Annotated in this window: 35 protein-coding genes; 31 read left to right on the forward strand and 4 right to left on the reverse strand. The window is 35.4% G+C overall.

Annotated elements, in window-relative coordinates; genetic code table 11:
* Window positions 1-90 precede the first annotated feature (90 nt).
* The gene (locus FBR08_RS09970) at window positions 91-1,344 is read left to right on the forward strand and encodes a phage integrase SAM-like domain-containing protein (RefSeq protein WP_158962566.1); all 1,254 of its coding nucleotides are present in this window, start codon (window positions 91-93) and stop codon (window positions 1,342-1,344) included.
* On the opposite strand, the gene FBR08_RS09975 is transcribed toward FBR08_RS09970, so the two are convergent.
* The 3 genes from FBR08_RS09975 to FBR08_RS09985 are packed head-to-tail and all read right to left on the reverse strand — an operon-like array spanning window position 1,325 to window position 3,398.
* Window positions 1,325-2,140, reverse strand: coding sequence for a hypothetical protein (locus tag FBR08_RS09975; RefSeq protein WP_158962567.1), 816 nt, complete (start codon window positions 2,138-2,140; stop codon window positions 1,325-1,327). The two genes, FBR08_RS09970 and FBR08_RS09975, sit on opposite strands and share 20 nt — an antisense overlap.
* Window positions 2,140-2,679 carry a hypothetical protein gene (locus FBR08_RS09980; protein ID WP_158962568.1) on the reverse strand — a complete coding sequence of 180 codons (540 nt, stop codon included), beginning with the start codon at window positions 2,677-2,679 and terminating at the stop codon, window positions 2,140-2,142. Before FBR08_RS09980 ends, FBR08_RS09975 begins: the two co-directional genes overlap by 1 nt.
* Window positions 2,680-2,699: 20 nt before the next feature.
* Window positions 2,700-3,398, reverse strand: coding sequence for a S24 family peptidase (locus FBR08_RS09985; RefSeq protein ID WP_158962569.1), 699 nt, complete (start codon window positions 3,396-3,398; stop codon window positions 2,700-2,702).
* Between the two features lie 163 nt (window positions 3,399-3,561).
* On the opposite strand from FBR08_RS09985, the gene FBR08_RS09990 reads away from it, so the two are divergent.
* The 15 genes from FBR08_RS09990 to FBR08_RS10060 all read left to right on the forward strand — a co-directional run bounded on the left by FBR08_RS09990 (window position 3,562) and on the right by FBR08_RS10060 (window position 12,014).
* On the forward strand, window positions 3,562-3,804 hold the full coding sequence (locus FBR08_RS09990) for a hypothetical protein (RefSeq protein ID WP_158962570.1): 243 nt from the start codon (window positions 3,562-3,564) through the stop codon (window positions 3,802-3,804).
* 2 nt (window positions 3,805-3,806) lie between these two features.
* Window positions 3,807-4,067 carry a helix-turn-helix domain-containing protein gene (locus FBR08_RS09995; protein ID WP_158962571.1) on the forward strand — a complete coding sequence of 87 codons (261 nt, stop codon included), beginning with the start codon at window positions 3,807-3,809 and terminating at the stop codon, window positions 4,065-4,067.
* Window positions 4,068-4,141: 74 nt separating this feature from the next.
* Window positions 4,142-4,321 (forward strand): hypothetical protein, encoded by a 180-nt coding sequence (locus tag FBR08_RS10000; protein WP_158962572.1) that lies wholly within the window; start codon window positions 4,142-4,144, stop codon window positions 4,319-4,321.
* A 190-nt stretch (window positions 4,322-4,511) separates the two neighbouring features.
* The gene (locus tag FBR08_RS10005) at window positions 4,512-4,934 is read left to right on the forward strand and encodes a hypothetical protein (protein ID WP_158962573.1); all 423 of its coding nucleotides are present in this window, start codon (window positions 4,512-4,514) and stop codon (window positions 4,932-4,934) included.
* A 2-nt stretch (window positions 4,935-4,936) separates the two neighbouring features.
* Complete coding sequence (locus tag FBR08_RS10010) at window positions 4,937-5,644, forward strand: hypothetical protein (protein WP_158962574.1); 708 nt, start codon at window positions 4,937-4,939, stop codon at window positions 5,642-5,644.
* A gap of 75 nt (window positions 5,645-5,719) precedes the next feature.
* Window positions 5,720-5,950, forward strand: coding sequence for a helix-turn-helix domain-containing protein (locus FBR08_RS10015; protein ID WP_158962575.1), 231 nt, complete (start codon window positions 5,720-5,722; stop codon window positions 5,948-5,950).
* 64 nt (window positions 5,951-6,014) lie between these two features.
* The gene (locus tag FBR08_RS10020) at window positions 6,015-6,668 is read left to right on the forward strand and encodes a helix-turn-helix domain-containing protein (protein ID WP_158962576.1); all 654 of its coding nucleotides are present in this window, start codon (window positions 6,015-6,017) and stop codon (window positions 6,666-6,668) included.
* Between the two features lie 2 nt (window positions 6,669-6,670).
* Window positions 6,671-8,146 (forward strand): replicative DNA helicase, encoded by a 1,476-nt coding sequence (locus FBR08_RS10025; RefSeq protein WP_158962577.1) that lies wholly within the window; start codon window positions 6,671-6,673, stop codon window positions 8,144-8,146.
* A gap of 161 nt (window positions 8,147-8,307) precedes the next feature.
* Window positions 8,308-8,583: a hypothetical protein gene (locus FBR08_RS10030; RefSeq protein WP_158962578.1), complete on the forward strand. Its 276-nt coding sequence runs from the start codon at window positions 8,308-8,310 to the stop codon at window positions 8,581-8,583.
* Between the two features lie 35 nt (window positions 8,584-8,618).
* Entirely contained in the window at window positions 8,619-8,894 is a 276-nt protein-coding gene (locus FBR08_RS10035; RefSeq protein WP_158962579.1) for a hypothetical protein, read from the forward strand.
* Entirely contained in the window at window positions 8,875-9,186 is a 312-nt protein-coding gene (locus FBR08_RS10040) for an HNH endonuclease (RefSeq protein ID WP_158962580.1), read from the forward strand. Before FBR08_RS10035 ends, FBR08_RS10040 begins: the two co-directional genes overlap by 20 nt.
* A gap of 107 nt (window positions 9,187-9,293) precedes the next feature.
* Window positions 9,294-9,794 (forward strand): P27 family phage terminase small subunit, encoded by a 501-nt coding sequence (locus FBR08_RS10045; RefSeq protein ID WP_158962581.1) that lies wholly within the window; start codon window positions 9,294-9,296, stop codon window positions 9,792-9,794.
* 10 nt (window positions 9,795-9,804) lie between these two features.
* A complete protein-coding gene (locus FBR08_RS10050) occupies window positions 9,805-10,032 on the forward strand; it encodes a hypothetical protein (RefSeq protein ID WP_158962582.1) in 228 nt (75 codons plus the stop codon).
* Window positions 10,029-11,744 (forward strand): terminase large subunit, encoded by a 1,716-nt coding sequence (locus FBR08_RS10055; RefSeq protein WP_158962583.1) that lies wholly within the window; start codon window positions 10,029-10,031, stop codon window positions 11,742-11,744. Before FBR08_RS10050 ends, FBR08_RS10055 begins: the two co-directional genes overlap by 4 nt.
* A gap of 15 nt (window positions 11,745-11,759) precedes the next feature.
* Entirely contained in the window at window positions 11,760-12,014 is a 255-nt protein-coding gene (locus tag FBR08_RS10060) for a hypothetical protein (RefSeq protein ID WP_158962584.1), read from the forward strand.
* Window positions 12,015-12,172: 158 nt separating this feature from the next.
* Here FBR08_RS10060 and FBR08_RS10065 read toward each other — a convergent pair whose 3' ends face one another.
* Window positions 12,173-13,486: a hypothetical protein gene (locus tag FBR08_RS10065; protein ID WP_158962585.1), complete on the reverse strand. Its 1,314-nt coding sequence runs from the start codon at window positions 13,484-13,486 to the stop codon at window positions 12,173-12,175.
* 111 nt (window positions 13,487-13,597) lie between these two features.
* On the opposite strand from FBR08_RS10065, the gene FBR08_RS10070 reads away from it, so the two are divergent.
* The 15 genes from FBR08_RS10070 to FBR08_RS10145 all read left to right on the forward strand — a co-directional run bounded on the left by FBR08_RS10070 (window position 13,598) and on the right by FBR08_RS10145 (window position 26,679).
* A complete protein-coding gene (locus tag FBR08_RS10070; RefSeq protein WP_158962586.1) occupies window positions 13,598-14,794 on the forward strand; it encodes a phage portal protein in 1,197 nt (398 codons plus the stop codon).
* The gene (locus tag FBR08_RS10075) at window positions 14,778-15,371 is read left to right on the forward strand and encodes an HK97 family phage prohead protease (protein ID WP_158962587.1); all 594 of its coding nucleotides are present in this window, start codon (window positions 14,778-14,780) and stop codon (window positions 15,369-15,371) included. The genes FBR08_RS10070 and FBR08_RS10075 overlap by 17 nt, the downstream gene beginning before the upstream one ends.
* Before the next feature lies 1 nt (window position 15,372).
* Complete coding sequence (locus tag FBR08_RS10080; protein WP_158962588.1) at window positions 15,373-16,644, forward strand: phage major capsid protein; 1,272 nt, start codon at window positions 15,373-15,375, stop codon at window positions 16,642-16,644.
* 3 nt (window positions 16,645-16,647) lie between these two features.
* Window positions 16,648-17,004 (forward strand): hypothetical protein, encoded by a 357-nt coding sequence (locus FBR08_RS10085; protein ID WP_158962589.1) that lies wholly within the window; start codon window positions 16,648-16,650, stop codon window positions 17,002-17,004.
* A 30-nt stretch (window positions 17,005-17,034) separates the two neighbouring features.
* Window positions 17,035-17,577 carry a head-tail connector protein gene (locus FBR08_RS10090; protein ID WP_158962590.1) on the forward strand — a complete coding sequence of 181 codons (543 nt, stop codon included), beginning with the start codon at window positions 17,035-17,037 and terminating at the stop codon, window positions 17,575-17,577.
* A complete protein-coding gene (locus FBR08_RS10095; RefSeq protein ID WP_158962591.1) occupies window positions 17,568-17,924 on the forward strand; it encodes a phage head completion protein in 357 nt (118 codons plus the stop codon). The genes FBR08_RS10090 and FBR08_RS10095 overlap by 10 nt, the downstream gene beginning before the upstream one ends.
* On the forward strand, window positions 17,917-18,450 hold the full coding sequence (locus FBR08_RS10100; protein ID WP_158962592.1) for a hypothetical protein: 534 nt from the start codon (window positions 17,917-17,919) through the stop codon (window positions 18,448-18,450). The genes FBR08_RS10095 and FBR08_RS10100 overlap by 8 nt, the downstream gene beginning before the upstream one ends.
* Complete coding sequence (locus FBR08_RS10105) at window positions 18,443-18,796, forward strand: hypothetical protein (RefSeq protein ID WP_158962593.1); 354 nt, start codon at window positions 18,443-18,445, stop codon at window positions 18,794-18,796. Before FBR08_RS10100 ends, FBR08_RS10105 begins: the two co-directional genes overlap by 8 nt.
* The gene (locus tag FBR08_RS10110; protein ID WP_158962594.1) at window positions 18,786-19,205 is read left to right on the forward strand and encodes a hypothetical protein; all 420 of its coding nucleotides are present in this window, start codon (window positions 18,786-18,788) and stop codon (window positions 19,203-19,205) included. Before FBR08_RS10105 ends, FBR08_RS10110 begins: the two co-directional genes overlap by 11 nt.
* A 1-nt stretch (window position 19,206) precedes the next feature.
* Entirely contained in the window at window positions 19,207-19,560 is a 354-nt protein-coding gene (locus FBR08_RS10115; RefSeq protein ID WP_158962595.1) for a hypothetical protein, read from the forward strand.
* A 29-nt stretch (window positions 19,561-19,589) separates the two neighbouring features.
* Window positions 19,590-19,910, forward strand: coding sequence for a hypothetical protein (locus FBR08_RS10120; RefSeq protein WP_158962596.1), 321 nt, complete (start codon window positions 19,590-19,592; stop codon window positions 19,908-19,910).
* Window position 19,911: 1 nt separating this feature from the next.
* Complete coding sequence (locus tag FBR08_RS10125; RefSeq protein WP_158962597.1) at window positions 19,912-21,861, forward strand: hypothetical protein; 1,950 nt, start codon at window positions 19,912-19,914, stop codon at window positions 21,859-21,861.
* Window positions 21,858-23,837 carry a hypothetical protein gene (locus tag FBR08_RS10130; protein ID WP_158962598.1) on the forward strand — a complete coding sequence of 660 codons (1,980 nt, stop codon included), beginning with the start codon at window positions 21,858-21,860 and terminating at the stop codon, window positions 23,835-23,837. The genes FBR08_RS10125 and FBR08_RS10130 overlap by 4 nt, the downstream gene beginning before the upstream one ends.
* Window positions 23,838-23,941: 104 nt before the next feature.
* Window positions 23,942-25,081, forward strand: coding sequence for a hypothetical protein (locus FBR08_RS16925; protein ID WP_233266087.1), 1,140 nt, complete (start codon window positions 23,942-23,944; stop codon window positions 25,079-25,081).
* Window positions 25,081-26,679 carry a hypothetical protein gene (locus FBR08_RS10145; protein ID WP_233266088.1) on the forward strand — a complete coding sequence of 533 codons (1,599 nt, stop codon included), beginning with the start codon at window positions 25,081-25,083 and terminating at the stop codon, window positions 26,677-26,679. The genes FBR08_RS16925 and FBR08_RS10145 overlap by 1 nt, the downstream gene beginning before the upstream one ends.
* Window position 26,680 lies beyond the last annotated feature (1 nt).

The following is a 26,680-nucleotide window of genomic DNA, read 5'->3' on the forward strand; positions in this document are numbered from 1 at the left end:
AGTATACAGATAGTATACATTTTTATATCTTTGTATACAATGTGATTGTTTAATCTGTATACCAATTGTATACTACAAATATACTCAATTATGGCTTCTGTTAGTTTTTTGTATCGTTCTGTTAAGGATAAGGCTCCTTTAACGCTGCGCTTTTTTTATACAGTGGATAAGAAAAAGATATTTCTAGAGGCTAGGATAAAAAGTGAAGTGACTAAAGAGTATTGGGATAAATATCATTTGGCTAAACGCATTAATGATATTGCTATTAGGAATTTTCAAGTGGAGTTGAACAATATACTAAATGAGGTTGAAAACTTTGTTTTAAATCAAGCAGATCAGGTTCCTGTTGAAAGGTATTCGAAGGAATGGTTATCAGGTGTTGTAGCTTCTTATTATGACCCTTCTAGTGCAAATGGTGCTCCAATTACGCTCGTGGGGTGGTTGAACAAGTATTTAGAAGATAATAAAGGGGATATGGCCGAAAGTACCTTGATAAAAAATGAAGTCATTTTAAAGCGTATTTTGAAGTATGAAGAATTGAGTCAGGTGCAGCTTAAGGTTAAGGATATTGATTTAACTTTTAAAAAGAGTTTTGAGCAATTTTGTAAATCAAATGGTTTTCATATTAACACTATTGCTATGACGTTGCGATTTATTAAAACAGTGTGTAATTATGCTAGTGTATTTGGCGAACCGACTAGTTCAAGTCTAAGGTTATTGAGAATTAAAGAAGTTGCTGCAGATTGGGTGTATTTGAATGAGGAGGAAATAGATAAAATAGCTAAATGGAAAGCAACTGCTGATTATTTAGATAATGCGCGTGATTGGTTGTTGATTTCTTGTTATACAGGACAGCGTATAGGTGATTTTATGCGTTTTGAGAAATCAATGATCCGATATCAAAAAAATAGAAAAGGCGAAGTTAGGCCGCTATTGGAGTTTATTCAAGATAAAACAGGAAAGGAAATGAGTGTACCGCTTTCTTCTAAGGTATTGTCTATATTGAATAAACGTGATGGAGAGTTTCCTCGATCTGTGTCCGATCAGAAATATAATACGTATATAAAGAAAGTTTGTGAAAAGGTAGGGTTCGTTGAGAAGGTTCCTGGTAGTTTAAAGGTGAAGACAAAAAACGGTTGGCGTATGGTTGAGTCGGATTATGAAAAATATAAGCTAATATCTTCGCATATTGGTCGACGGTCATTTGCAACAAATAATTATGGTAAGATTCCAACTGTATTTTTAATGAATATGACAGGCCATTCTACGGAACAGATGTTCTTGAAATATATAGGAAAAGGTTCCAATGATATTGCAATGGAGCTTAGTGAGTATTTTGATTAATTGTTCTTTCAAGGTTTGAATAGGCTTCTTTTAAAGTATTAAATGTGCTGATTTTTAAATGAGTTCTTAACTCAGATATACATATATTAAGTAGTTGTCTTTGGGTTGGTGAAAAATTTTCAATATTGGATTGAAGAAACTTGTTGGTTAGTTCCAGTGTGTTTAATATACAGTCTTCTGAATCTTTATATATATCATTTATATTTTTTTCTATCTCCTTGTTTTTAAAGACGTAATTGTCTAAAAGGTTTTTTATTGAATTTAATTTAATAAAACTACTCGTTATGACATGATATATTTCGTAGCCATCGAAAGATTGGTCATGTTTTTCTTTGTAGTAAAAATTTAATTTTATGCAATCTGTTGTGATTTCCTGATGATGTGATAAGAAAATAAAAGAAATAGATTCTTCTTGTTTTAATTGTGTGTCTGATTTGTTTTCGTTTAGTCCTTTTATTATGTTAGTGATGTCTATTTTATATTTTTTTAAATTTTCTATTTCATCATCAACTCGTTTAAAAGAAAAAACGGCTCCTAAAGCAATTAAGACAGTAAAAAAGGCAATTATAATGGTAATTGAAATATTAAAATTAGAGAGGACTAGATCATCTTTAAAATGCGACTCAAAAATCAAGCTATTGATTTGTTTTAAATCTTTTTCGCTGTTAGTAATGTATAGTTGGTCTAATGTTTTATTTAAATTATTTAATCTAGAATATAGTGCAAATGATATTAGAAATAGGACTCCAATTAATGAGCTTAAAACATATATTAGGACTTGATTATGCTTTTTCATTACTTTATTTCTTCTAATTTATCAGCAGTCATCTGAAGTGTCTTTTTGATAATAGGCTTTACCTTATCCTTAATTTCTCTATCTGTATAGCCGTCATTAAGATATACCCTAACGCTGATCATATCATAAGTGCTTAATTGGTTGATTTGTGTTTGATTTAGAGGGTACTTGGTTATAATTTCTTGACCACATTCTGTTTTAGAGCTTTGTTTTAATGTTATTATGTGTCCGTTTTTTAAAGTAATAATAGCTTCATTCTCTTCTGAAGAACAGATTTTGTATTTGTCTCTTATGTCTAGCGTTAAATAAGCCTGAGCTTCTTTGGTTTCTGTGTCTTGAACAATATGTGTCATTAGATACATATTTCGTTTCATGAAATTTTTTGTTATTCCATCTGATGCCATCCAGCCTTTATAAAGTGAAGCTTGCATTTGGATGTTTCGCTCTTTTTTATAATCGTCGATTCGGTCATATTTTTGAACTTGACCAAAGGTTGCTATTGTAAAAATGAATGTAATAAAAAGTAAAAATTGTTTCATAGTTAGTAAGGTGTTAAGTATTATCTTCTTCTATCTCTCATTACTTTGACAACGTTAAATAACTTGTCAATGTGGGATAAATTTAACACTTTATTTTCAAACATAGGATTTAATGAGTGAATGGTGATATTTCCTGAGTTAACATCGTGATCAATGATTCGTTTAACAATAACCCCTTCTTCCTGGTCCACAATGACAAAATCCCATTGGCTGATGTGTAGCTTGCTTCTCCAGTAATCTTTGGATACGTTTCTACACACTAAAATGTCGCCATCAAAAAGAGATTCTTCAGGATGTTCTTCAGAGATCATACTGTCTCCGCTCACTTCAAAACAAACGTATTCGCCTTTTGGTTCTTGTTCTTGGGTTAGTATCACGGGTATTGTAGGTAAGGTTTCCATGTAATTTTCGTCAGCAAAGCCACTAAGATAACCCGCTTTCGCATATTGCGAAACTAAAGGAACGTATTTTACAATTCCTGCAGTGATGGGAATTGCTTCTTGTTTTTTTTCTTTTCCTTTTATCATTTCTCCTTCACCCGTGAGGATCCAATCTACATTTAAATCAGGATAATTATCAATGATTATTTTCAATTTATCAACACCTAAGCTACTTCCTTTGTCTAAAAAACCTACAGAAAGTCCTGTTTTTACATAAAATTTATTCTTACTAATCCCTTTATAATCAAGATATTGTAATATTTTTTCTTTATCAGTCATGATTTTAATCAATATTAATTATTTACTAATGATAATTATCTATATATTTGTCTTGTCAATACACATAATGAGAACTATTGTTAACGTGTATTGTCTTGACAAGACAACAAGCAAAAGTACAATATTTCTGCTAAGGGATTGATAAATAGTAAAAATGATTCATATGGTAACAATTTCGCCTATTAATGAGGATATAGAGAAAAAATTGAACTCGTTGAGAATTCTCAATGAATTCATGAAAAAAGGTTTTGTTGAAAGAAAGTCTTTTGTTCAGGTTGTTATGGATGAATGTCCTGAGTTGAGCACTTATAGTGGTATGACAAAGCTTAACAACTTTTGGGCATCGAGAGATTTTTCTATCAATGACAAATTGGAACAAGTATTAGAAAATTTAAAACAATCGTAGGTATGGATGGTAAAATAATCTTAGATGGTATTTCCGCAGCTGGATTAATTGCTGCGATTACTGAAGTTGTGAAAAGCGAGCTTGGTAAATCGGAACCTGAGGAACTGATGACGCGTGAGGAAGCTGCTGCTTTTTTAAAAGTGAATTTATCTACTCTGAGTAAGTGGACTTCTGAAGGTCGCTTGATTGGATATGGAATGGTTGGTCGTCGATATTATAAAAAGTCGGAGATCATGTCGGCTTTGGAGGTTATGAAATTTTAAATCGCGCATTATGGTTTATCAAACTTTCGAGCAGTCATGGCAAATATTTAGTAACAAGTTAATTCAACAAATCAATGAAGCATATATCAGAGATTCTAAAAGAAATACCTGCGGTGGCTCAAATGGGGCAAAACTGCAAGGTGAAGCAAACAACGGTTAATCCGGATAAGTGTGAAGCAAAAACGAAAGCATGCCATCCGATGGATGTTTTCGCGGGAATTGAAAAATGTAGGCAATGCGGAAAAGGATTCTGATTGATGTTTTGTGGCCCGCGATTTTGGGCGCGCTAATGGCGGTTTTGCTATTCAGTCTAACAATTTAAAATTACAACAAGGAGTAAGGTGATTGGTTCACAACCTCATAGACATTTAATTTTTTTGTATTCCTTCAGGTTCGAATCCTGGCTCCTTGACTAAACTATTTTTTATAATCAAAACTATTGATATGGAAGCAAAAATCTTTCAAAAGATTCCTTTAAAGGATCGGTTGCAGTATATAAAAGATAATGCTGCGGCTTCTGAAACAAAAACATATCAGCGTCAGCTTGATAAGGAAGAAGTAATTAAACTTCAAAATGAGTATGCTCAAAAAGCAATAGAATTAAATATTGCTGAAGAGGAGTTAAAAAGGCATCGCGAGAGCTTTAAAGCAGTTGCAAAGCCTTTAAAAGTTGAACTATCAACCTTGATGCAAGGGATTAGAACCTCGTCTGAAGAAATTACAGAAGAAGTGTATCTGTTGGCTGATATGGATGATCAAATGATGGGCTATTACAATGCGGAAGGAGAATTGATTTATTCCCGTCCATTACTCGCAAAAGAGCGTCAGTTTTCAATTACTAGTTCGGCAATGTCTAAAGTTAACTAAATATGAAAGAAATTAAAATCAACGTCGAAAATGGCGTGAATGAGTTAGTAGTGCGTCAAGGTGATGCGAGTACTGTGCATACAGGTAGAAATGTAAATGTTGATGCTGTTACAATTCTTGCAGTTGCTGAATTTTTATCCAAAGAAAACATTACAGCTGAAATTATTTTGGATTCTGTGCTTTCTTTTTCAATTGATAAAAGAACAATGGAGCTGAAATATGGAGTAACACAAAGGCATCCTTATCAAATCAATTCAGCAATTGAATTAAATCCAGACTTAGAGCGATTCGGTATTAACTCAGGGAATAGCTATACAACTTTTGAATTGGCTGATTTTATCAAAATGAATCGTCATTATTTTGAATCAAAACCTGTTGCTATGCAACTTGTATCTGAATTGAAAAACTTCAAAGCAAAGGTTGATAAAGAGATTGAGAACTCTTCTAATGATCGTGGTAATCGTAGAATGTTGTTGAATCAGGTGATTGATTCTAATATTCCTGAAAGCTTTGTGTTGGAGCTACCAGTGTTTAAAGGTCAACCAAAAGCAAGAGTAGTTGTTGAAATTAATATCAATGATGACTTTACTTGTGCGCTTATTTCGCCTGATTTGAAAGAGTTTATTCTCTTGGAATCTGAGACATTAATCAACCAGCAATTGGATTTGATTAAAGAAATGCACCCGCAATTGCGTATTTATCAAAAGTAACCCATTGAGTTGAGTTGGCCTTTTTAGGCTAATTTGACTGAATTGGCCTAAAAAGGCCATTAATTGTTTAGAGAAATGGAAAAACCAAAAGCACAGTTTGCTGATAATTTGAGATTTCTTAGAATTAAAAAAGGGATGTCTCAACAGAATGTTTCTGATGAATTAAAAATAAAACGAGCTAGGTATTCTAAATATGAAGAGGGTGCGTCTGAGCCTCCATTTTTCTTACTGATTGAAATTAGTCGATTCTATGGTTTGAGTGTAGATGCTTTGTTGATGAAAGATGTGCGTAAAATAGCTCTTTAGGTATTGACAATTTCGTCAATAGGTAGTTGAAAATTAAATAAATAACAATGTAAAATACAGTTACATGGAACCAGGATATTATGCTATCATACCAGCGTCTGTGCGGTATGATAAGGAATTGCAACCCAATGCAAAGTTGCTCTATGGGGAAATTACAGCCCTTGCTCAACGTGAGGGATTCTGCTGGGCGGGTAATGATTATTTTGCTGAATTGTATGCGGTGAGTAATGAGACAATTTCGCGTTGGATATCGGCTTTAAAAAAGGCTGGATATATCGAAGTTGAAATCCTGAAAAACGAGGGTAATAAACGCAAAATAGCTATTGACAAAAAAGTCAAGACCTATTGCGAAAAAAGTCAAGACCTATTGATGAAAAAATCAATAGCTATTGACGAAATCGTCAACTCTAATATAAGGATTAATAATACAATTAATAATACAGAGAATAGCGCTCTCAGTTTTTTGAAAGAAAATAATCCAAGTTTATACGAAACGTTCCTAATGCAATATCAATCGAAAATCAAAGATTTTCAAAAGTTCTGCGAGCTATTTAATTGCAAAGTTGATGAAGAGGATTTGGAATGGACGGGAAAAAAGATAAATGCACGATTGACGCGATTTGCAATTAACTACATCGAAAACGAAAATAGAGCATTTGGAAAACAACAGCCTCCAATGCAACAACAAGCGCAACAATATTCTAAAAATCACTTTTAATCATGAGTCAAACAATTTCAAAAGGATTAGTTCCGCCGCATTCAAAAGATACTGAAGAAACGGTATTGGGTGGAATGATAAACAACAAGCAAGCGCTGGATGAATCAATGCAAGTGATTAAAGATTCTTCTGTGTTTTATGTTCCGGAGCATGTGCAAATATTCGAAGCGGTTCAAGAATTGTATTCAAGTTCTCAACCAGTGGATATGATTAGCGTTTCGCAGAAGCTGAGAGCGAATGGAGTTGCTGCAGAAGGTTTGGTTGTGGCACTTGTTCAAAACAGCATGTCGGCAGCGCACATTGAGTATCATTCTCGAATTCTTTTGCAATACAAGCTTCGTCGAATGATCGTGAGTTTTAATGCTGGGATGAGTTCGGCGGCAATGGATGAAAGTATTGATGTATTTGATTTGTTGGCACGTTGGAATAAAGAATTCGATACCGTTACGGAACTAATCACGACGGGACGCTCAAGTGTGACTATTGCAGAATCCTTGCAGGACCTAGCAAAGCGTTTGGAATTCATTTCTAAAAGTACGGGTGAGAGTAAAGTAACTGGAGTTCCGACAGGGTTTAAGCGAATCGACGCGTATACATCTGGGTATCAAAATGGAGATTTAGTAATTGTTGCTGCGCGCCCTGGTATGGGAAAAACAGCGAAAGCACTGAAGACGGTAATCGAAAATGCAAAGGTTGGTAATTCGGTTGGTGTGATCTCTTTGGAGATGCCAGTGCAACAGTTGACAGGACGAATGGTTGCTATTGATACCAACTTTCACTTAGGGCAATTACTTAAAACAGGATTTGATAAGCCTGAATACTTCCAAACGTTTATGATGCACTCAGGTCGAATGGCTAAGTATCAAATCGTAATGAAGGATTCAGGGGTGAATGATATCTCGGATATCATCGTTGAAGCGAGGAGTTGGAAGCGCAAGCACGATATCAAGTTGTTAGTGATTGATTACTTACAGCTTGTGAGTGATAAGACAAAAGGAAATAACCGAGAGAATGAAGTGAGTTCCGTTAGTCGTCGATTGAAGCTGTTGGCAAAAGAGTTGGATATTCCGATCATCGTGATGTCTCAGTTGTCTAGAGCAGTTGAAACACGAGGCGGTTCTAAACGTCCGTTGTTGTCGGACCTGAGAGAATCGGGTTCCATTGAGCAAGATGCGGATATCGTTGAGTTTATCTATCGTCCGGAATACTACAATATCGAAATTGGAGGCAATCCGGAGTATGACGAGATGACAAGGCAAGGGGCTGATACGGAAATAATCTTTGCTAAATACCGCGCTGGTTCCGTTGGAACAACATATTTGAAATGGATTGGTGATAAGACCAAGTTTATTGATCCAACAGATAGTAATGAGAATGGAAGTAATCAGCAAGAAACAAATGTGTATGGTAATCCTAGTGAGTATGTTCCAACTGTTAGTGCAGCTGAAGCTTTTGGGGATGATGATACACCGTTTTAAAAAATAGAGTTATGGAAAGTTTTTTTAATACAATTGAGAGTCATAAGCTAACGGCTTTCTTCTGTGCACTATTCATTTGGTTGATAGTTTGTGAATTGACTAAAGGAAAAAGAAAATAGTAACTAAAACTTCTCACTTGGATTTGTAAGTGATTAAAAATTATGGAAATGCCAACACCATGTAGTGAATGTAAAGAAGTGGTAGAGTTAAATGATTTAAGGGAATCAAACTTTACGAAACAAATGCTTTGTTATGATTGTTATAGTACTGATTCAGAACTCTATGATTTAGTCGAAGAAGCAAAAGATATTCAAAGGGATTTAGAAGGTTATGCTGACCACATGAAAGGGAATCGTGGCCTTTGGAGAGCCAAACTCAATTTATTAAGAAAGCAAATTAATGAGCTAGGCGAAGACGCAGATGACTTATTACTTTAAAACTTCCCACTTGGATTTGTAAGTGGTTAATGATTATGGATTGGAAAGAATTAAAAGATTTTTGTAACAGTTTACCTGAATCAGAACTAGATAAGACTGTTATTATTTGGGGTGAAGAATACGATATTGCTAATGTATGTGTAGAACAATTAAGTGAAGATTATTGTTATGATCCAGGTGATTTAGATATTGGATGTTTTCCTGTATCCGACACAAAAGATTTCTCTGAAGAAGATAAAGAAAATCTTGAGGTAGCTTATAGTAAAGGAACTCCTATGATAATTGAGCGCTATGGCAAAGAGAATAGATAGTATTAAACGTCCTTGGGTAGTAGAGCGCAAGCCGTTTGAAAGGAATGTAAGGAGTAACTCTGAGTTCTATAACTCGAGAGCGTGGCGCAAGTTGAGGCGCTCGTTCTTAGATGCTAATCCGTTATGCGTGGAATGTAAACATGAAGGCTTAGTTACTCCCGCAACTGTAGCGGACCACATTCAACCGATTAACCGAGGAGGTGAACGACTGAGTGAAGACAACCTACAACCGATGTGCGCGAGCTGTCACAATAAAAAATCGGCTCGAGAATCGCATGGGGATAGGGGGTAAAATCTCCCGAGAATGTGACCGCTGTACATCGCATGTTACCAAGGATTTTACTCACAATGAATTTAGGGGAGGGGGGTATGAGTGATTAATAACTAAGTTTTACAAGAATGAAAGAGAATAAACTATTAAACATGAGTGGTGAAATTGTAGAATGGGAAAATGCAACTACCACAGGAAAGAATCAACAGCTTTATGATGTCTTGGATAAGCTTCCAGCTGCAATGGCAAAATTCAATTTGACAAAGGACCAGAAGTTTTGGTACAAATATTTTGGTGAGCAGTTGGTGAGTTCAAATAAATTAACCAAGCCCGATTTGGTGCATTTACACCGATTGGCAACTACAATTGATTACTACATTCAAGCGGAAGCGGAGATCAATTCACGAGGTTTTCAAGGCGGATTGATTCAAACCTTTGCAACTGGAGCTACAAACGTAAGTGGTTATGTAACCATTCGCGAAAAGATGATCAAGGATATGGATGAATTATCTAAACATTTTGGATTTTCATTCAAGGATAGAAATAAATTGGTGGATGTGCCAAAAGGAGATCCTGGACAAGGTGATTTGTTTGCGGGGTTTTTAAATCAAAAATATAGTAACGGGTAAAAACTAAAACATGAAAAAATACAACAAGGATAAACTCAATGCATATGCGAAAGAATTGTTTGAATTATGTCTAAAAAAGGGCGTCGTTTTTGAATATTATCCATATTCATCGGGTATTGACATCAGAACCAATTCATGCCAGATAGGCCATACCTATATTTGTGAAAAGATGTTTAATTATAATCAAGGCGATGCTATGCCGATCTGGCTATTAATAAGAAAAGTGGAAGAGTTATGAAACTAACCAAAGAAATGCTTTCTTCACCAGCTTTTCAATATGCAGAAATGGTGAGGAGTGGAAAGTTGAAAACAGGCAAAAAAATACAGCTCGCTGTTGAGCGGTTTTATAAGTTCATTGAAGAGTCGGATGCAAAAGGATTTACAATTGATCACGATAAAGGAATGCGAGCCGTTAATTTCTTTCCAAATTTCTTAAATCATACAACCGGAAAGATGGCAGGTCAGCGATTTTTTTTGGCTCCTTTTCAAGCGTTTACCATCTACAATATTTTCGGATGGATTCACAAAGAAACTGGAGTGCGTCGGTTTAATACGGTTTATGATAAACGCGCTAAGAAAAACGGAAAAACAGCAGAAATGGCGGGGCTTGCTTTGTTTTGTATGTCGTTTGATGTGGAGATGGGGGCGCAAATCTATGTCGGAGCAACCAAAGAAGAGCAAGCAAAAATCTGTTGGAACCAAGCTAAGATGTTTATTGATTCTCCAGTTTCAAATCCTAACCTTCGAAATATGGGATTCCAATGTTTTCAAAAGGAAATCAAGTTTGGAAGAACACAATCCGTTATGATGCCGCTTGGAGGTGATTCTAAAACACAGGATGGAATTAACGCCCATGTTGCAATCATTGACGAGTATCACGCGCACAAGGACGATACGGTTAAGGAAAATTTGGAATCGAGTTCGGTATCCAGGAAGCAGCCAATTACTTATCATATCACAACAGCCGGTGTAAACTTAATGAGTGCCTGCAAGCGATATGAAGAAGCAGTTACAGAAGTGCTGGAAGGAAGGAATCAAGACGATCACTTGTGGGTTATGATTCATGATTTAGACGAAAGCGATGATTGGGAAAATGAAGACAACTGGTTTAAAGCAAATCCGCTTTTGGGATTTGGTTTAGATATCGATAACATTCAAAAAGAATACATCAAGGCACGGAACCAACCAAGTAAGATTCCAAACTTCAAAACGAAACATTTAAATATGTGGGTGGATGCACCTACAATTTGGATTCCAAATGAAATATGGATGGCAAATAAAGTGGATGAATTACCAATGGAAAAGTTTTCACAATTTGGAGCATATGCAGGAATGGATTTATCTACAACTACAGATATCACTTGTTATGTAGCGGTATCAGAACCAGACGAAGAAATGAATCGATATATAAAGCCTTATTTCTTTTGTCCAAAAGATACAATAGAAAGAAGAAGCAAAGAGGATCGCGTACCCTATCAATATTGGGTGGATGCTGGATATATGATTGCAACACCAGGTAATGTAGTTGACTATGAATATTTGAAAGATACTATTCGAGCAACGTATCGAGAGCTGAATATTCAACGCATTGAGGCGGACCAATGGAACTGTGCGCAATTAGCACAAGAATTAACCGAGGAGGGAATGAGTATCAGTTTCTTTAGTCAAGTAGTAGGTGTGATGTCCTTTCCGACTAAGCAATTTGAGCGATTGACCTATGAGGGAAAATTAAAACACGACGGTAATCCGATTTTGCAATGGATGCTTTCCGGTTGTTCTATCTATCAAGACGCAAACGAAAACATAAAAGTTCATAAAGGAAATTCGAACAAAGGAGGGAAACGAATCGATGGGATTGTTTCTACAATTATGGCGCTGGGTGGATCAATGTCAGTTGAGGAAGATGAAGGAGGAAAATACAGCAAACCTGGAGCTGAAGTTTATATTTAACCAATACGATAAATTATGACGATAACACAACATCATTTAGCGGTCCAGGCAGAGAATGAACGGCTAAAACAAGAAAATGAATTGATGAAGCAAATTGCTTCGACAGAAGGATTTTATGAATTCTATTTTAAAAATATCACGAAGTATTCTTCTCGTATTGATGCGTTTAATTATGTAAATGGATTGTATGAGAAGTATTTCGGGAGTAAACGATATAAGAATTATTGGAGTTTTAAAAGAACTATTAATCGTAAATTAAGTAGTGTCTGAAAAGATATTTTGCTATTGTTAATTATGATGTTGTCTGTATTAATTTAATAATTAAGATTTAACTGTGATTTATATTGTAATTACTCTCTACTTTGGTCTTGTAAGGTGTTTTTATTTAAATTCTAAGAGAAGATATTACACACTTCTCTTAGAATTTATTATAGAAAGTTATTGTAAATTTCAAAATTAAAATTGGGGTTTTTTTCTAACATTTTTTCTTTAATCAATAAATTGGTTGAGATTGCTTTTTTTCTACCATAAATTTGACTATTAGAGTTTATTCCTGAAATAAGCATCTTTAGACTATCTTCACTAAAGTCGTTTAATCTATTAAAAACACAAGCGTCGAATCTTTCGTCTGCATATAAAAACTGAGAACTAGATATAAAAAATTTTATTATTACTTCATTAGATAAGTCATTAAAATCATAATAATCTAGTGTAGCTGCGAGTTGATTTATGTAATAAACTTCTGCTTTTTGATATTTTGAAAAAGTGTCATTTTTAGAAAAATTACAATTAAATAGTTTTTCCTTTAAAAAAATTTCAATTTCATTTTTTGTTATTGAGGTTAGGTAAAATATACTTACTATTTGGAGATTGTAATCTAATTCAATTGTATTGTCAATATAGTTTTTTAATGATTCATCTAAAACTGGATATATGTCAGTATTTTTATTTAATATTGAAGTGATTAGAATACCTATCATGTCTTCGTTTAGTTTTTTTTCTAATCTTTTATTTTTAAAAAAGAATTGAGTTAAATCAAACTTTCTGTTTTCTAATAAGGTGTTAATGAATAGAATGTTATGAAACTCATTGTCTTTACATTTTTCTGAATTGCAATAAAAAACAATTTCCCAGAAACTCATTAATAAGTCTTGTTGGTGAAAGGAAGATATTTTGTTTATATAAGTCGTTGTAAAGTACTTTTTGAATTGAAGGTGTGAAAGTCGTTTTTTCTTAAATTCAATATCTGTTAAAATAATTGAAACTGTATTTATTTTATCTAGTGGTGATATTATAAAAACTTCTTGTAACATCTGTTGTATCAAGGATCTTGTCAGCTCTTTGTCGGGAGAATAAAGTTGTTTTTCATTTAGTATAGTGGGATGAGCGCATAAATGTCTTTTTTGTTTCAAATATTCTATGTTATTGAAAGTGTCTAAACTAATCAGTTTTAGTGATTCATGAGCTTGTTTTGTTAAAGTATTTTCCCAGCTCGTATCTTTTGGTTTTTCTTGTTTATTTTTTTTTATTTTATCTAAAATACCTTCTGCTTTTTGATCATTATAATCAAGTGCTAGTTCAGCTATTTTTAGATATAAGTCAGTAATCGTTACTGTGTATAACATTACAACAGCTGATCTGTAAGATTCGTGATAATATGATTTTAGAATTTCTTTAAAATATTCTCTAGTCTGTGGATTATGAATATTCTCGCTTAGCAAGTCTAAAGATATTGGTGTCATTTTTTTAGTATTTAAATAATAGCTAATATAATTAAACTTCGGGAACAAAGTTCCCACCTTGTCAAGGTTTTGCTACTTAAGTTTGCTATGTAATCATCAAATGATAAGATAGTGTTTGGATTCTTAGGTAGACTTTTTAAAACTTCTGACAGTTCGATTTCTTCGGACAATTCCTTCATGGGTTCTCCAGTAGAAGGAACGCTAGCTACTGCTTCGTCTGCATTAACGTTATCTGCATTTTATAATGCAGTTGATCAGATAAGCAACGATATAGCTAAGCTACCTAAATCAGTGTTTAAGAAAGATGAAGATAGTCGCGAGAGATACGCTGGTCATCCCTTGAACTATCTCATATCAACTGAGCCGTCAGGTCTGATGACTGCTTTTGATTTTTGGAAAGCGGTTGTCTTGCAAGTAATCCTGAAAGGAAATTGTTACGTGCGGGTTTATCGTAATAGTTTAGGTATAGAAGAGAAACTAATCATTCAAGAGGTTTATAATGTAGGCGTTAGATGTGTAGATGATGAACTGTTCTATGTAATAAAAGGAGAGGTGTTTTTGTCCAGTGATATATTGCATTTCAAAGCATTCAGCGTCGATGGAATTATGGGAATTCCTGTAATAAAATGGGCAGCTTACAATTTAGGTGTAAATCTAGATGCGCAAAAATACGCTTCTACTATTTATAATGATCGTGGTATTGGGTACGGAGTAATAGAAAGTGACAAAGCTATTCATGTAGATAATAAAAAATCTATCTCTGAAGGATTTACTAAAAAGATGGCTGAGAAGAATAAGTTTAAAGTTCCGGTTCTTGATGACGGTTTAAAATACAAATCAATTAGTGTTACTCCTGAAGAAGCACAATTCTTAGAAACCAATAAGTATTCAGTAACAGAAATAGCGCGCTGGTTGAATATTGCACCACATAAGCTTAAGGACCTTACCAATGCAAACTATTCAAACATACAAGCGCAATCTATTGAGCATGTTCAAGATTCTTTGCTTCCTTGGACAACACGAATTGAGCAAGAATTAAACAGAAAGATGTTTGCTCGCGAAAGTTCAGAATCTCTTTATGTAAAGTTTAATGAAAAGGTTTTATTAAGGGGAGATTTAGAAGCTAGGCAAAAGTTTTATTCTGCTATGGTTTATGCGGGAATAATGACTAGAAATGAAGTTAGAGCATTAGAGGATTTGAATCCGCTAGAAGGACTTGATGAGCCGTTAACACCTGTAAATATGGAATTGTTGAGTTTTATGATTGATAAAAATAAAAAGGAATTGAATAATGAGCAAGGTAGTTAGGGAAGCGGTTGTACGAGTTTTAACTGAAGAGCAAATTGAGAATAGACAAGCTGAGTTTGTAATCAGTTCAGAAACTCCAGATACATACGGAACGGTCTTTAAAATAGATGGTTGGGAGTTGGAGCGTTACGCGCTCAATCCGGTTGTGTTATATGCACATAAATCCTATTCAGATGATCCGGATATGGTGATTGGTACTTCGGTTGTGAGGGTTGAAAATGGTGAGTTGATTGCTACAGTAACCTTTGAAAATGCAGAGGATAATCCGTTAGCGGAGAAGGTGTTTAGAAAAGTTCAAAACGGAACACTTAGAATGGCATCTATTGGAGCCGATGTTCACGATTGGCATTGGGGTGATTTTGATGAAGGGGAGAATCCTGATTTGTTGTACTTCGATAGACAATCACTGTTGGAATGGAGTATCGTTCCAATTGGAAGTAATCCTGATGCGTTGAAACGATCGGCTGAATATAAAAAAGATTTTGAACAAAGATTTCCTAAAGCAAATGGAGATGTAAAAAACAAATATGCAGTTAGAGCTGCTTTGGTTGATTTAAAAATTAAAATGTTAAAGTAAGATGAAAAAGTCTGATTTATTAAAGCAGGAAAGAATGGCTCTTCTGCAACGTCAACAAGCGATATATAAGTTGGTTGAAAAGGAAGATAGAGAGGTGTCTCAGAAGGAACAAGATGAATTGGATAGTTCCGATGCTAAGATTGAAGGTTTAGATGGTGAAATTGAAGCGGCTGAGAAGCACGAAGAAAGACAGCGAAGATTTGCTGGGTTAGCAGGTGCGCCAGCAGGTGGTGGAGAAGGTGCGGAAATTGAAAAAATTGCAAAGCGTTTTTCTTTCTTAAAAGCAGCAAGAAGTATTACTGCGGGGACTGCGTTAGATGGTGTAGAAAAAGAAATGAATGATGAAGCGGTTAGAGAAGCTGAAAGTTTGCATTTAGGATTTGATACTAAAGATAGTTTCTCTATTCCTGCTTCTATGGTTCGCGCAACAGGGCAAACAGTTACTGAAGATTCAGGAAAATTTGGAGGAAAATTAGTGCCTACAGATATTAATGTAGTCGAAGGTTTTATTCCAAAATTGTTTTTGGAGGATGTGGGTGCGAGTTTCTTATCTGGATTAGTTGGAAATGTTTCTTTACCTAAATTTTCAGACTATGAATACAAATGGCTATCTGAGCGAGAGAAAATCATTTTAGAGGCAGAGGAAATTGACGGGCCAATTATGAAGCCAAAAAGAGCTGGTGCTGGGGTTTCTGTTTCAAAGCAATTGATTATGCAATCATCTGTTGCTGTAGAGAATATGATTTATAACAAGTTGCGTTTTGCAGCTGCAAGAGCCCTGAATAAAGCAGCTTTGAATGGTGATGGTGTTAAAGAGCCTTTAGGTATTTTAAACATGACGGGGGTTCAACTTGCGAAAGCTGTTGCTGAAGCGGAAATGTCTTATGAAGCGGCTGTGGAGTTATGGGGGTTGATTGCCGGAGCGAATGCAGATGCAGGAAACGAAGTGTTTATCTTGAATTCAAAATTAGCGGCAGCGGCTAAAACGACTAAAAAAGATGCGGGAAGTGGACGTTTTGTGATGGAAAACGGATTGATTGATGGTCAAAAAACAATCGTTACCAACTTAGTTGAAGAATTAGCTGGCTTGCAAACGTTGATTTATGGGAACTTCTCTGAGTTGTACATCGGTCAATGGGGTGGTGTGAACTTTACTGCTGATACAGTTACAGGAGCAAGTACAGGAGAGGTAATATTGTATTCTAACTTGTATGCAGATATTCAATCAGCTAATCCTGAAGCGTTCGCAGTAAATAAATTCTTAAAAGCGTAAGTCATGAGTACAGATAATAAAAAACAAGGACCAGGAGCAGAAAAAGCTCCTGCTCTTTTAGATCAAACAGAAACGGCTTCTAATGCAAATGTTGTAGAGTTGGAAGAGAAAGTTACAGCATTAGAAACAGAGAAGACTGAATTACAGGGGAAGTTGGAAAAAGCTGAAGCTAAGGTTGCGGAGTTAGAAAAGAAACTTCCTAAAGCAGTAAAAGCAAAGAAAAATGAAACTCTCATTCGTTTCACTTTATCCCCAGCGGGAAAATTTAAACTTCCGTACAATGTAGGCCAAGAAGTGGCTTTACATGAGGAAGTGGCAGCAGAAATCGTGGAAGCGAAATACGCGGAATACGTTAAATAAAAATCTTTCATAATTAATAGTTTGGTTGGTATGAATGCAGATGTTATTGCTATAGAAAATGTAGAAGTAGTGAAGTTGGAATTGGCGAAAAAGCACTTGCGCTTGGATGCTGATAATGACGAGGAGGATATGTTGATTGAGCTAGCAATAGCATCTGCTATTACTCAATCCGAAAACTATACTGAAAGGGTTTTAAAGAAGGGTATAATTGAATTCTTGACTCATAATGCTGAATCGATTGTTATTGAAAGATCATCTTTGAATGACAAGATTCAAAAGGTAGAAGTGTTGGGAGAAGGTGTTGATTCAATTCTTCTTCCTGCTTCTGCTTATTCTCAAACAAAAAGAGCTACTGAGATTTATGAAGTGTCTTTTAAGAATGTAAAGTTAGAACCAGAGCAACAACTCAAAGTAACAGTTGAGTTGGGGTTTGATTCTGAAACATTGCCAAAAGATATCTTATCAGCAATGCTTTTGATGATTGGAGATTCTTTTGAGAAACGTGAGGATAGAAATCAGGGAAATAATACAGCAGTGAATAATCTTTTAAGACCGTATAGAAAATGGCAGTAAGAAAGCCGTATGGCCAAGTAAATAAGCCTTTTATTGGGCAAATGGATAGGCGAATAGTTATTTACGAAAACGTTAAAACTCAAAACGGTATTGGTGAAGAAAAGATTGAAAGGCAAAAGATAACGGCCTGTTGGGCTAGAGTTGATTTTGATACAGGTTCAGAAAATGTAGAAGGGAATATTCGTCATTTAATGAATAAGAGTTTTACTATTCGTTTTAATAAAACAGTTTTGGAACGCGGGAATGAATTTATTGTAGAGTACAGTAACCAGTTTTATGCTATAACTCATGTCTCTGAAATTGGTCGTAGATCACATTTGCAATTAATGTGTTTTGTTTATGATTAAAGCGATAATTGAAGTAAGGAGTAATCTCAAGCAGTTAGCGGAAGGAGCGAAAGAGAAAGGTCGGTATCGCAAGATATTGACTGAAGTTGCTTCTGAATTGTCTTCATCAGTTAAGAGTAAAACTCCTGTTAAGTCAAAGGCTATTTCTTCCGGTCGAAAAAATGGTGCAGGTAGAGTTCAGCAAAGAGCTGGTAATCTGAAGGAATCAATAGGTGTTTTTGATTCGAAAAGTCAGAATTATGTCCGTGTTTGGGTTGGTGCAAGAGTTCAAGATGGTTTTGATGGTTGGTATGCGCAAATGGTTCACAATGGACATCGCATTTATAGGAATACCAACTCGTTAAAACGAAATCCTTTGAAGCGATGGCGTAAGAAAACACTCCCCGAAAAAACACAAGGACAAGTTAAAGCAGATCCTTTCATTACAAGAACGTTTGAAAGTAAAAAGAGTGGTTTAGAAGCTTCTTTAAAAACTAAAATCGGTGTGAATCTAGAAACATTAATAAAACAGAATAATAATGCTTGAGTTAAGTAAAAAATTATATCAATTATTCTCTGAATCTGAATTGTTTTCCGATGTAGTTGAAAAGAGAATTTTCCCTGTTGTGGCAGGTGAAGGAGTGGGATATCCCTTTTCAATTTACACGATACAACAAGTGCCAGGAACATTTGATGGAGATGAGTATAATGTGGGATTGCACACTTATTTTTCTCCGAACAAGATTAGCGAAGCTATGAGATTTTCTGATGCTGTAAAGGGGTTTATCGATGATAGATTTATTTACGAAGGATCGGGGATTGATTTTATTGATAAGGATCAAAGTATAGTAGTGTCAATTTATTTTAAAGCAATATGTGATTATGTCGATTAACGGAATTTATAAAGGAAAAAAGGTGCGTATTTCTTTAGGTGGAAAAACGCTTTATCATGCGAACTCTTGTAAAGTTGATATTTCAACAGAATTAGAAGAGATCGCAACAAAGGATACGGATGGGAAAATGAGTGTGCCTGATGGGTATTCTTGGAGTGCTTCAACAGAAGCTCTAGTTGCAGACAAGCCGCTTAGTTCAACACAAGTTGATGCAATGGATATTATTGATTATCAATTAGCAGGTACTGAATTGGATTTTGAGTTTACGACGAATGAAGAAGGGGATTTCCTTTTAAAAGGAAAAGTGATTGTTTCTCAAGCGTCTGTTGATGCTTCAAGAGGAGCGGCGGTAAAAGGTTCTTTTAGTTTTGTTGGTCAGGGTGATTTGGTGAGAGAAAAAGTTGTTTAATATGAAAAGGCAAATTAAAATCAGTGTTGAAGGTGTAGATGTGAATCTGCACTTTCCTTTTTCTGTCTTATTTAGGCTGGGAAAAAAATGGGGGATTGAATCTGTTAATGGAATTCTTGAGAAAGTAGTAAAAGTTTGTGCTGTCTCTACTGATGGTGATGTTAGTTTGAGTGCTTTAGATGTTTTATCGGATGTTCTAATTGAATGTTCAGAAAACAAAATTAGCAAGGATGATGCTTTGAATTACTTAGGTAGTAATCCTGAGGTTGTTGTTCAAGTCATTGAACTGTTAATCGAATCTGTTTCAGCACCAAAAGGTAAGGATCAACCAGAGCAAAGTGATTTGGGAAAGTAGACTATCTCACATGGGACGATTATGAACAATTGGCCTGTGGTGAGATTGGTTTGCGGTTGGATTACTTCTATGAGTTGACTTTGCGTCAATTTTCTAATATCTGTCAAGGGTATTTTAAGAAGAAGCGTTTTCAGCAAAATGAGGCATTAATAAGGGTTCGAAAAATAATGTATGCTTGTCTTTTGCCGTATCAGGAAAAGGGATTTAAAGAGCAAGATTTATTCTTATTGGATTTTGAAAAAGAATTGAACCCAGCGATTGATTTAGAGGAAGAACTTAGAGAGGTAGAGGAGCAAAGAGCGTATTGGGAAAAGGTTGATAAACAAAGAGAGGTAAAAAATACAATGTAATATGTCAGTAGCGTCAATAAATGTTGGGTTTCAGGTTAATGTAAAAGAGTTGGCGGATAAGCTAAATCAAGCGGCGGTTAAATTAGAACAGCATAAAGCAAAGTTTGATGAGATAGGGAGTTCAATTGGTCAGGCTGGGATGTATATCGGTCGTTATGTGGATCAGATGGCAGGAACTGTTATTACTACTATTGGAGGGGTGGTTTCTTTTATTCCTGAGATTATGTCTGGTATTGCAAAGTTAAATGCGGTGATAGCAGCGAATCCGTGGATAGCTTTAGCTACTGTTATTACGGCAGCAGGTACAGCTCTTTATTTTTTTACAAGAAAAGGCAGTGAAGCGGCTCAAATGCAAAAAATGTTGAATGATGTAAATACGGAAGCTTTAAAAAACACAGCAAAAGAACGTGCAGAATTGGATTCTTTGTTATTGGTTGCTCAAGATGAAAATGCGTTGAAAAAGGATCGTCTGGATGCGATTAAAAAGCTTAATGAAATTTCTCCTCAATATCTAGGAAATATAAATCTAGAAACCATTAATACGAAAGAAGCTACAGATGCTATTGGCAAATACATAAACGCCTTGAATAGTAAGGCAAGGGAACAAGCTTTAATGGCGAAAAAAACACAATTGTATCAAGAGCAAATCGAAGAAGAAGCTAAAAGTGTGCAGCGTTTTCAAGCTAATGCGGATGCTTTGTCTCGAATTTATGGAGGGCAGGCGGGTGTTATTATTCGTACCAAGGAGCAATTAGAGGATTACATAAAAGAGTTAAGTCTTAGTAAACAACAAGCGGCTGAGTTTAGAGAAGAGTATTCTAAGCAGTTAGGTGTTCTTGAAAAGGGTAGAGAGAAGTATGAAAGCAAGATTGCAGTTTTAAATGATTATGTTAAAGCAGAAGGTTTGGCTAATGGTGCTGTTGATGCATCAAGTAAAGTTCATGAAAACTCAGATAAAGCGATATCAGAAAAGATTAAAACCCTAAGATCTGAAAGAGAAGTTTTAGATCGTTCTTCTAGTAAATATAAAGAGCTTACTGCAGACATTGAGCGATATGAGGCAATGCTTTCAAAGGCTAATAAACCTAAGGCACCAATAATTAAAACCCCTAAAACAGAAAAAAGAGAAAAAGCAACTGTTGCAGCTGTTGATTTTTCACCTGTGATTGCTGGTTCTACAGCTGAAATGGAAAAGCAAATCAAAACATTGGAAAGACAAAGAGAAGCTATTCGAGTTGTTTTTGGTGAGGCGAATCTTGCGTATCAATCTTTGACAAATCAGATAAAAGATATTGAGTTTCAAATCAAAATTGATGTTGATGAATCCAGTTTGAATACAAGTCAATTTAAATCGTCGTTCGATAATTTTCAATCTTATGTTGAAGGTCAAGCTCAATTGAGTAGTGATGTTATTAGACGTAAACAAGAGGAGGCTCAAATTTATGCAAATTTAGCAGGTGATTCTTTTGCAGCCTTTGGTAGTTCTTTTGTGCAATCTATGGGAGAGGCGGAAAACGGTTTGGAGCAATTCGGTCAAGCTATGGCTGAAGCTGTTGTTAAAATAATTGCTATGGGGTTGTCGCAATCAGTTTCCAACTCGGTTGTTATTGGTACAGAAACGGCAAAAGGATTTGGTCCAATGGCAGCCTTTGTTTTACCCGGTTTAATAGCTGCCGCTATGGGAGCTGTTATGTCTGCACATTCGCAAGTGCCGAAATTTGCAGATGGTGGAATTGTTTATGGGCCGACCCTAGGGTTAATGGGGGAATATGCTGGGGCTACTCGTAACCCTGAAGTAATTGCTCCTTTAGATAAACTGAAGAACTTAATCAAACCTGCAGGTGGTGGAGAAACGCAGATTTTTTTAGGTGGAAGATTGGCGGTTAGTGGTGGTGATTTGAAATTGATTTTAGATCGTCATGCAACAAGAAGTAAACGAATTGGGGGATGAAACAAGTTAGGATAAAAATAATGGATACGGAGTCAGAGGTTTATGTCGATGTTATTGATGTTAATGATCCGTTGTTATGGAATGATGCAATCGAAAATCAAGCGGCTAAAAGTTCTGTTAAACTTACGTACGAAGGTTCTGATGATAAATATCAATCCTTGATGACTTCGTCTTTAGTTTTTGATTTATTAGTTAAAGATGGGGCGGATGGTAAGTTCTACCATTTATTTACGGGATCAGAAACTAGGTATCAAGTTGATTTGACTGATGAGAATAATGTTCTGTTATGGCGTGGCTTTTTGTTACCTGACCAATATTCAGAACCTTATAAGTCGCCTACTTTATTTGTGTCGATGACTGCAACGGATGGTATAGGAGTGCTTGAAGGGAAAGAGTTTCCTGATACGGCCTATTATACTACAGATAGGTCAATTATTGATTATCTGTGTAAAGCTTTAGAGATGACAGGTCTTAAACAAGATTTGTATTTCTGTCCTTCTATTGTTGCAGGTAACGGTTTTCGTTGGGATGAAATTTATGTGAATGGAAGATTGTATACAGAAGATTACGAAGAAGAGGAATTCGGAATAGGTGGGAGTTGGGAAAGGGATACTGTATATGATGTTCTTGAAAATATTGTTCATGATTTAGGATGTAAACTATTCACCTATAATGGGAAATGGTGGTTGATAGGTATTAATCAGCAGCACAAGGAGCTGTTATCTTGTTTTATCTATGGTTATGATGGCGAATATAAAGGAGTGTCGCAGGTTTCTATACAAAGTTCAAAAGTTATTTTTACAGCAGATCCTATAATTTCAGTCCAATCTCCATGGAAGAGGGTTGAAGTTTCGGCTTCATATGATGCAGATAAAGATGTTGTAACAGAAAAGTTTTATAAAAAGGATCAGACTATATTCTCTAATGATCCTTATATCCATTGGAAAAAAAATCATTGTTCTATTAATGAAATTCCAATAGAGGGTAAATGGTTTTATGAGTTTACTTATCCTGGGCAAACACTTCCAAATATAAGTCCGGGTTGGCCACGTGTTATTGGTCCCGCAGGATGGAAAACGGAAAGTAATATACGAGGTTCATATATAGAGTTGTCAGTACCTATTTGGATAGAAAAATCGGATTCACAATGGGAGTGGAAAAAAATAGATTTTGAACTAGACTTAGTAGCTTATACTATTAATGGAACTAAAGAGAAGTTTGATAATAGAGAGTATGAAAATGTGATGCGTTACGAATTGATGGTTGGGGATGATGTATTGAATTCTAATTTCCCTGATTCTCCTAGATATAAAGATTCTGTATTAGACTTAAGGTTTTCTCAAGGTCGTAACGAATGGCAGGATGGCAATAGTACGGGAGTAAATCGGGTGTGGGTAGAGCAAAGAAGTTCTTTGGCGGGAAAAATAAAACGTCAACACTTAGTGATAAATAAAAGTGGATGGTTGCAATTGAGACTTTATCCTCCTGTATTACTAAATAATTTTACTCCTACTTTTAATGATATCGGTATTGCTAAGTTGTCTATAAAGCTAGCATCAAAAAATAAATTCCTTTCTAATAAGATTCGTCAAATTGATTATTCAACTAAAAAAACAGTCGATTTATTTCATATAGATAATGCTCAAGATAATAGTTTTAAAAAATTCATTTTTAAAAGAACAGGTGTTAGTGAGCAAAAATCATGGCGTCAGAGTTGGAAGCGAAACGGGGTAAATGAGAGTTTAAGATATGGGGAGTGTTTTGCGAGAATGATTCACGATGTTCAGCCTAAACCTCATATTAAAATCGATGGTCGAGCTGTGGGTGTTTATGGGCCTTTGAATTTATTTGAATTTCATTGGCGTGAAAATAAAAAGTTTATACCTACTCGTATTGATATTGATTTTTCAGAAGGTAGAACGGAGTTGACCATGATAGAAAATGTTTTTGAAAATGTTACAGATGTATATTGGTGATTACTGGGTTCGGCATGTTGTATTTATTCGCGTGCCTGGAGAACCATTCGGACCAATAACAAAGGAGCGAATTTATTGTGTAGATGAATATTGTGTAGAAGAGTATGTCAGATAGAATAGTATATAGAAGAGAAAAGGGAAGGCAGTTGAGTTCTGCTGAAGTAGATGGAAACTTCCAATACCTAGATGAAAGAATTGATAAAATTGCTCAAAAGGACTATTTCATATATGATGCGGGTTATTCATTGTCTAATAGCAATGTGGTGATTAACCCTCGTTCTAAATGGTTGATTGGTGGTTTAGAGTTGGAGAATATAGTTGAGTTTACATTTAATATTCCTCGTGCAGATTGGACAAAATATCGAGTAGATGTAGTCGTGGCAAATGCAAGTGGTTCGCTTGAGCTTATTACCGGAATTGAAAGTTCAGAAGGTTATGTTGTTCCGCGTATAGTTGGAAACTTTTTGCCTTATCTCTATTTGTATGTGAGCGATGCGGGGTTGCAAAATGTGGGTTCTGAAGCTGTGGGGGATTTTATTTCTAAACTCTCGTATCGATGGATTCAAGTTGATCATCACGATAAGCTTCTTGCTGTTGATGTGAATGAGCGAAACATTAATATCATTGGAGGTAATAGCTTTATCGATGGAATTATGAATGGTGTTTTTGGAATTGCCATTGATGAAAATTATCCTGACGGTTTTGAAGTTTCAATTAGAAATAAAAGAACGCATTATTTGACGATTATTCACGACGCTTTAGAAGTTAATTTTCCTATCCAGCTCTATACGCAAAAGGATTATTTTCTAAGACCAAACGAAACTATCGTTTTAAAGTATGTCAAATCTGAGCAGTGTTTTGTTGTAAGCGGTGGTTTGGATATCCAATTGACGTACCAAAACGTAGATGATATCCTTGGAACTGATTCTTTACATCTCTTCATCGATTCTTCAGAAGGCGAAACCATTGCAGCGGATAATCTTCAAACCACCTTAACAGCAACCGTAGAACGTTACTTCAATGATTTTACTAACGAAGTTGTCTCTTGGCAATGGTTCAGAGAATCGGGCGATACGCAAGAAGATCGCGATTCGGATGCTATATGGAGCCAAGGCAAAACCGAGCGAATCATTCACTTAACAGCAGCTGACTTTACACCAAATATTCATTCAAGATCAATTGTATTTGTATGTCAAGCAATTGTACAAAATCAAAAATTAATCGCGAAAACAAACATAGGATAATGAAAAAGGGAATTATAGATATAAAAGTAGTTTACAAACCGCTGGACACTTATAAAAATGTTACAGTTCGCAGTGGTTCAAATAGGCAAAATTACAACGCGAACACGCGTTATTTTGAGCCTGACCGTCGTATTGACCCTTATGTTGTATTGGTCGAATGTGGTGTAAATGATACGCATAACATTGTAAATGGATTAGTGAATGCAAATCTCACGGACGTGGTTTGGAAGCAATCAACTCCAACGGGTTATAAAGACATTTTAACCACGGACAAAGAGTTCAAAATAGGAACTGGAGCTGATAAAGGCAAAATCACCATCTTTAAAAACGTGAGTGATATTGAACCGGTGACTATTTTATTTTCAGCAAGATTCATGGATAACACAACAAAACGTGTGGTAAACTTTCAAGAATCGTTTAATCTGATTACACTTCCTATTGCTGAATCACCGGTGCTTTTGGAAATATCTGCGCCTGTAGGATATAATTTATTTCCTACAGAAAACAACCAGGGACTTATCTGTCAAGCTGATTTATATCGAGGTAAAGACAAAGTTCCTGCGGCTTATTGGTGGTACAAGGGTAATACTTTACTAACTGAAAGCAACGGTTATTCCGGAACAGCTAAAAATAAACTTTTTGTTCCTGCTTCTGCTTTATCTAAAACTGGTGATGTGTTTAAATGCGAAGTCGCGGATTGTTCTGAGTATTTGAATCAATTGATTGAACAAAAGGTTGAAGCAGACGCTCAGGTAATTGGATGGAGGGATTTGTATCAACGAGGAGATGTTAATGTACTTCAAGATTCTATTTTTAATAAAGTATCACCTAAATGGATGGGGGCAAATAACGAGCCTAAAGCTAATATTGAAAATGGAATTTTAAGAGTGGTGTCAAACACACAAACTTCTCAGCAAAATATTGTTGGAATTACAGGGGATTGTTCAGTTCGAATCTACGTAAAAAAAGTGTCTTCATCATCAGTAGAGTTTATTGCAAGATTTGGTGGAGTTAGTGGTCCTTCGGGGAGAGCTTCATTTACTAATATCAAAAATGGCGATGTATTGGATTATACCTATACAGCTACAGGAAACTTGAACTTTATTTTTAATATTCAACCGTTAGCAGGAGCGTTTATAGAAATAGAAAAAATCATGCTAGTTAATGGAATTGTATCTAAGGATTGGACACCATTGAAAAAAGAGATGCAAGACTTAATCACTCAAAAGACAGAATATTACAAAGCGAATACTTCACTTCCTGAAGATTATCGTCCTAATCCTAAACCATCGAAGCTTTATAATGCAGATTTCATGTTGATGAAGAAGTTGCCTGGTTATACAGAGGAAATCTTGTATCCAACTTCTGTATCGCCTGAAGCGAGTTCCGTTCAAGTAGAAATGGTGCTCAATACTAACAATGGTACCATCCAACAACCGGAGGAACTTTTTTCGGTTGGATGGTTAAAACAACCTGACGGCTCATTCAAATACAAAGGATTCAAAGTGAATATTACTATTGAAGATATCAAGGCTTTGAATGAGGCGAATAAGCAATTGGATTATGAATTAAGAGAAGACTTAACCTTAAAACCATAGT

Source organism: Myroides fluvii (assembly GCF_009792295.1).
GTDB classification, from domain to species: domain Bacteria; phylum Bacteroidota; class Bacteroidia; order Flavobacteriales; family Flavobacteriaceae; genus Flavobacterium; species Flavobacterium fluvii_A.